The sequence below is a fragment of the Bacillus sp. mrc49 genome, assembly GCF_002803435.1.
Genome location: NZ_PHNG01000663.1, coordinates 1 through 6,932 on the forward strand (window position 1 = coordinate 1; position 6,932 = coordinate 6,932).

General features: G+C 40.2%; 3 protein-coding genes and 1 pseudogene. All 4 read right to left on the reverse strand.

What is annotated here, in order from left to right; translation table 11 throughout:
- Positions 1-175: 175 nt before the first annotated feature.
- Positions 176-1,594 carry a hypothetical protein gene (locus tag CVN76_RS09720; RefSeq protein ID WP_100530540.1) on the reverse strand — a complete coding sequence of 473 codons (1,419 nt, stop codon included), beginning with the start codon at positions 1,592-1,594 and terminating at the stop codon, positions 176-178.
- Positions 1,591-3,882 (reverse strand): phage baseplate protein, encoded by a 2,292-nt coding sequence (locus CVN76_RS09725; RefSeq protein ID WP_157805543.1) that lies wholly within the window; start codon positions 3,880-3,882, stop codon positions 1,591-1,593. Before CVN76_RS09725 ends, CVN76_RS09720 begins: the two co-directional genes overlap by 4 nt.
- A 55-nt stretch (positions 3,883-3,937) precedes the next feature.
- Positions 3,938-5,620 carry a distal tail protein Dit gene (locus CVN76_RS09730; RefSeq protein ID WP_100530538.1) on the reverse strand — a complete coding sequence of 561 codons (1,683 nt, stop codon included), beginning with the start codon at positions 5,618-5,620 and terminating at the stop codon, positions 3,938-3,940.
- Positions 5,617-6,932 (reverse strand): annotated as a pseudogene (locus CVN76_RS09735) (transglycosylase SLT domain-containing protein); the annotation flags it as partial. The pseudogene CVN76_RS09735 and the gene CVN76_RS09730, both read right to left, overlap by 4 nt.

The following is a 6,932-nucleotide window of genomic DNA, read 5'->3' on the forward strand; positions in this document are numbered from 1 at the left end:
CTAGTTTTATCGTTTTTCCTGTTAAATCAAATGATTCATTCTCATTTTTTAAATGAACAATTAAATGCACTGTATTTAAATCATTGTTACTTACTTCAAAGGTGTTGTTGATTAAGCGATTAGATATATCCAAGGTGATGTCAAATGGTTTAAACATCCGATCCCCCTCCTTTTTTTATTTTTCTAGAGCTTGCAATCTTGTTTCCATTCCAGCTAATAGTTCTGTCATTTCAATGATTTTTTGTTCAGCTGCTTTAAGTCTTATTTCTTTTTCTTCAAGTTCGATCAACACCATTTCTAAGGATACTGTTAAGCCTTTTACATCACCTAATGACTCCTGGTGACCCTTTAACAATAAATTCAGAAGTTTATATATATTAATGGCCATTCCATCAGGAGCTGCCACTTGCGGACTATACTCAGAAATCAAACCGATCTGTGGATTAGAAATGCCATTTTGTACATCAGCCTCCAAATCATACTCACAAACTTTAAGTTCGTCTAAAATAGGATTTGCTAATCTCTTCATTTCTGAAATGTTTGTTTTGTAAGTATAGGAGGATGTTGTATCCAGTTGACTAGCTCTAACTGGTCTATAAGTAATTGGATCTTCACCATTACCAGCTAAATTTGTGACACGCAATGTGCCACCAACGCCATCAACAGCCACATAGAAATGTGTGTCGGTACTTCTCACCCTTATTCCGCCAGCCTTTAAAACAGGTGTGTTGTTTTGATTTGTGGGGTTTGTGTCACTTGAAGCGCCCAAAGTATTCCCTGTTCCGGTTCCATTAAAATACGCTTGATATCCATCCACATTTCGCATATTCTTGCAGCCTATATCAAATGTGTTCTTATCTAAGAAAAGAAAATTGTTTGTTGTTGTACCGTTAGATGTAAGGGTAATATGTGATAGTTGGAGAACATCGGTAAAATCGATGCCTGCAGCCCCTTTTGCTCTTAATTTCAGTCCACTTCCGCCATGTAGGGTTGCGCCATCCCTTGAACGTAAATCTAAGTAAGAAGAAGTGGTATTCCAGTTTGAGTCTCCATTGGCTGCTAATGAGGTTGTTAATCCTCGGTTGGTATGGAAAATAGAAAGATTAGTATCTCTTTCGTAAACTCTCACATTACCATCGCTTAAAATAACACGGTTTGCGTGAGTGATTAGTTCCCCGATATTTGTTAAAAAACTATAACTTCCATCCGCCTGTATCTTTCCTACAATCTCAGCGTTGGCTGCTTTTAAGTTTCCGTTTTTGTCTACGGAAAAAGTACCATTTCCATTATTTATAATGACTCCTGTAATGGAACCGGCCACAACATTACCCAAATCTGCAGATATGGCAGACAGAGTATTGAAGCTTTCCACCCATCGACCGCCGACATATTGATAAAAATTAGTTGTGATACCACTTAATGTAGTTTTAAACCACAAATCATTTTCTTTTGGATCCTCAGGTTCATTTGGTTGGTAGTAATTTGAACTTTTCCCGTTGGCCGATAAAATAGCATCAGAGGCTTTTTTGTCCACTTGGAGAATTATTTGTTTATTATTTGTGAATGGAATATCCGTGCTCGCCAAGATGCTCAAGAAATCTCACCTCGTATATGCTCATTTATTCGATAAAGCTGGTTTAGTCGTTGACTATCCTCCGCATCTTCATTTCCAAATGCAAACCCTTGAACTAACCATCTTTTGCCGTTGTTATCATAGTAATAACTAATGGTTTCTGGTTCATCATGATTTCCTATTCTTTCAATCGTCCCAAATGTATAAACAACTCTATAGACTAAGGATTTGGAACGGATATCAGCACAATATAAAACACGTTGGTCCTTAGATGAATCCGAACTGCCAGATGTCAAATAAATATAAGGGAAATCTAAACAGGTAGATTGATACGTTTGTGCCGATCCGAAAAAATTAATGTCGCTACCTTGCATCGTATAGATAGGCTTAAGCTTACCTGCCAAGACATCGGATTTTTTACAAACGTAGAAAGTTGGATTTGTAACTCCGACAGCAAATAACACATAGCCATTTCTCGCGTCTAAATTAGTCCGATAAGCTGAATTGGAGGGCGTGACCATTAGATCAACAATACTGCTATCTCCCCAATCTAAAACTTTGTTAGCCTTATAAGGGAATTTAACTACATGCCATTTATTGTTCTTAACGTCCCTATAGCACGACCAAATCCACATTTGGCTGTTTATATACTCAATTCCGAATTGCGCTCCGTGACCGCCTCGTATGGCCCACATACGGTCAAGAATCTTCCCACCTAAATCTGTTCTTGTAATAACATAGCTCTCGATGTTGTTTGCGGTATCGCCGGAATAGCGTTTACTTCCCCAATACTTTTGAGACCAATATATGTTATTTCTCTCGATATCCACTTGAGCATATTGGGCGACCGATGGAGAAAAGTCGGTCCATCCTGAAGGTGGGTCCAATTGTAAGGAAGCAAAAAACGCAGCATCTTTTTCTTCAGCAAACCGGATGGGACCACTTAGCCCATTTTGTATTTGGCAACGAATTGTAGAATCAGAGACTTCGGAACCTACCGTTATCACATTGCCTACATTGAGATGATTTTGTTCCCACACTTCATCATGAAAACCATCCGCATTAATTTTTTGCCAAACAAAGTCTTTGAAGTCGATTGAAGCTGTCACATCGTCTTTTCCGTAATAAACACGGATGATAATGCGTTTTTCGCTTGTTGTATCGGCAAAGTCTGTACCGTCCGGTGTAAAGTATTCAACTTTATAAGACTTTGCAGCTTGGGCATCTTGTTGAGCTTGTGACGCTGCTGCCCGCAATGCCCAGATATCCGATGGCGTAACAGCTACAATTTCAATGAACTCGCCTAATGTGTATTTGTTATTGAAGGGGTTAGCTTCAGATTCGTTTACTTCCAAGACTCTAGCTGAAATAGTCAGCTCTGGTTCCATGGAAAAGTCTACGACCTGGATGCGATCGCCAAGACTAGCCTCATAACCTAAGTGAGCAACATCTACCTCATAGGTATATTTGGGGTGATTATAGTTGTCTAATTGCTTTCTCCCCCAATCAAGAAGACCGGTAGGGTTTAAAATATCCTCGTTGGTTATATATCCTTCTAAATATGGATTTCCGTTGTTATAAAGATCATTGGCATCTTCATCGACTATATAAGTGCGGCCGCCATTCACGCTTGCGATCGATACCTGTTTTCCATCTGATTCAGTCCCGCCGAATACGTGGAGTTTGGTATAGAACTCCATATCGTCACCAGTTCGTGTTATGCCCTCTAAATCATGGGAATACTCAATTCTTCTCCCAGCAGGCTCACCAAGCGATTCAACACTTTCAAGAATTTTTCTAATCACTTTACCATTGTAAATCTGAACGTGAGCCCGGACTTCCACTCCAAAGTCACTTATGTGTGTATCCAAGTGTGATTGTGCGGTTTGACCTGCAGAAAGCTCTAATGATTTCAAACCACCAAAAAAGCCATCTCCTTCTTTTTCCCATCCGGTCCCTTGTAAGATATAGTCCAGAACATCACTGCTATTTGCATTAAAAAATGATTTTGCCTCCACGATCTTATGATATAGATCCCAAATGCAAAGATTATACGCCTGAACCGTTTTAACGTGTATGGGCCCCCGAGCGCTGTCCGTCCAGTTATAAATACGATAACAATAATAAAGGCCATCACTAGCCTGTTTAAGGAGGTGATAGCCTTCTGTCATCATAGATGTTTCTCTAAACCCATAAGGGACTGAAATGGTTAATGTATCGGACCACACTTTCCCTTGTTCATCAGCAATCTTAGTGGTGCGTAAATCATCATAAAACTTGCAGCCTTTATTTCCTTCTAAGTCGAGCACGCCGCATACTTCTAAATTTAAATCTAAGATGATATAGATAAGCCATCCCCCTCCTTTATTGTGTCGTTGGTCTTATTTCATAATACCAATCAGCATCGTCTAATCCTGGTTCAAAGGCAAGTGTTGTGGGGATCCCGCCCATCAAAGTTTGGAATTTACTTCCGATATAAAACTTTTCCATGAAATAAGCCCCGTTTTTATAGATCGTCCGGTCTTCACAATTAATCTTAACTTCATCACCTGGACGAGCAATAATAGTCGGGCTGCTGGACGATTTATTTCCTCCATCAATAATTCTCCAGACTTTCACATCTGCAAGGCCCATTCCGTTGTTCTTATAACGCTTTACCGGATTTGCTTTGTCCTCAGAAATATCACCTTTTGCTGTATAAAAAGCAATTCCTGCTAATGATTCAGTATATTTTTTAGACGAATCTGTCCATGTTTTGGATATGGGCTTGTTCCATTTTGGATTGCTGTCTTCATCGAAGGCCATGATCTCCATCGTAAATTTATTGCCAATTTTTTGTAATTCGATATATCCGTAGAAGTCTGTAAAAGTAGAAGTTGTGGTGTCCTCGTCTAATTTAACCGTCTTCCATTGCTGTACTGTTTTGGTTTTCCCTTTGCTTTTCACTTCTTTAGTTCCGGTACCTAACTTGATGGATTTCTTGCTTTTCTTGCCTTTTTTAACCGTACCTTGACTAAAATAAAGATCGTGGTGATTGGAGCTGCTTCCTATTTGGACCTGTGCATATACGGATTCGCTATTGCCGTTATCCTTTAACATAATTTTACCGATTCGAACACCGGTGGCATTAAGTAAATAGATTTCACATTTACCACGAGCCCTCGCGTAATATTGCCGATTCCACATACGTACTCGAATTCTAAAATCACCATAGCTCCCTGGTAGCCACTGTTGCCTAATGGGGCCATGCCACTTATTATTGGGGTTAACAGCGCCAAAGTTATCAAGACCATCGCTTGTTTTGCCAACTCTAATGGAATTAGGTGTGCTTTGCATGGTTCCACTTGGAACGCCCGACTCCAATTCAAAAGTGAGATTGGAAGAATTAATCGATGTCCAGGTGGCTAAAGTATTGCAAGGGTCATGCAATACTAAGGGTTCCAAATCAATATTGGTATCACCTGTATCTGGATCTACTTCAGAACCAATGTATACATAGTCCCCATCCTGATCAGTAATGGCTATTTTAGTTACAGGTTTCTTAGGCAAACAAGTAAAGATTGGGTATGATTCGGCAGCACCGTTGGGCGTCAAAGTTATAGGGTTTTTATTCATATTATTTTTTTCGTAAACCCCATACCCTTTAGGGTCTGAGCAACCAAAAGATATAGTGAAACTCACCCAATGAGAAGTTTTGCTTATCCTTTCTGGTTGTGATATTCCAGTAAAGTGCCCGTAATAGGTCCATTCGGAATCATCACTAAAAACCATGGGATATTCTGCGTCTCCAGTTTGAATGATCAAGTTAGATAGGATCCGTAACTTTTTCGCACGATCATTTTCTGAATCGGCTTTTAATGTCACTTCAATATCAAACTGCTTTTTCCCAAAGCTATTACCTAGAAATAACTCCCCGATCATGCCGGGAATGTCCTGGACGTTTTCCGATATTTCAGCCGAAACGGGACGTCTGATTTCATTGACAATGAGATTCAACTCTCTATCCGAATCAATCCCACAAAAATTGAAAGTAATTTCTTCGCTCATAAACTAGTCACCCCCTTTGCGATGTTCCTTATTTTCGTTTCAGAATTGCTGTATTTTTTGTTATTGTCATGAAGAACTTTGCCATCCAGATAAGTATTGTTGTCTTTTGCTAGGATCTTAGATAAAAGTCCATTTTGCAGTTGTAACAATTCAATTTGGGCATCCTGCTTTTTTAGCAGAGAAAAAATAAGACTATTATCGCTGCTGCTAGTCTTAGTCGGATCACCAAATATCTTACTAGAAACGGCAGCCAGTAATTCTAGTGCCCTACTCCGTTTGTTCGGACTTAAAGGGATGATTGCTTCTGGTTTATTTCCTTCACCTACCATAGCCAAATGTTCCTTGGTGATGATGCCGCCATTTTCATATCCATGACCATGACCGATGTATTTAAGCATATTAGATCCATAACGCGATTTTGCATAGTTCATGCCTGCCAGTAAGCTGTCTAAACCATTCAATTGGTTTGTATGTCCAGGGAATGCAAAACTGCGAAATGTTGGCGGGATCACCTGGACGAGGCCGCGAGCTAAATTTCCAGTGTAATAGTTAACATCTTTGACAGCTGTGGATTGGATAGCCTTCTCATTCCCGCCTGATTCAGACTTGATTTGCCTTAACCATGCGTTCACATAATTAGCACTTGTAGGGAGTCCATTCATTCCTAATGCCTGTATGACGGTACTCCGCCATCTTTCAACGCCCTTACCCACAGGAGCCGCACTGCCTCCGCCGCCGAATCCATCAAACAAGGAACCGAAATAATCCATGGCTTTATTTTTCGCCCACCCCACTACACCATTTCCGCCTGCCCATTGGTTTGCAAATGTAGGGAACGTGTCTTTAAAGTTTAGGGAACTTTTTAATTGGTTCCATAACTTAGAAGGGCCTTTTGTGATGATATCGAATGCATCCATAGCCTTGCCGCCTAATGTTCCAATGCCGTTTATAACTTTGTTAGAACCACTAATGATGTAATCCATAAACGAATCATCATCACCGGTACCCTTTGCAAAGCCTGGGATCGAATTAGTCGGGAAATTATAGCTGCTTAAGACCGCCTTTGTTTTATCGTGTGGAAGAATAGCTGAACCTCTAGGCAAATGCATCAGTTCAGTACCCGTTGTGCCAACCAACCCAAGTCCTTTACCTGGTAAGTATCCAAGCTCTGGCCCTTCTTCACCCACAAAAGATAAACCGCCTTTAAAGGGCCCTTGAAACGTACCTTTAGCATTTTCAGGAATGCTGCCGGGTTTGAATTGAGGTGGGGAAGAGGTTTTTTCTTTATTTCCAAATACACGTTTAACCCAAC

Bases quoted from the DNA above. Each gene is read 5' to 3' on its own strand.
- CVN76_RS09730 (WP_100530538.1), bottom strand. From the start codon at position 5,620: ATGAGCGAAGAAATTACTTTCAATTTTTGTGGGATTGATTCGGATAGA.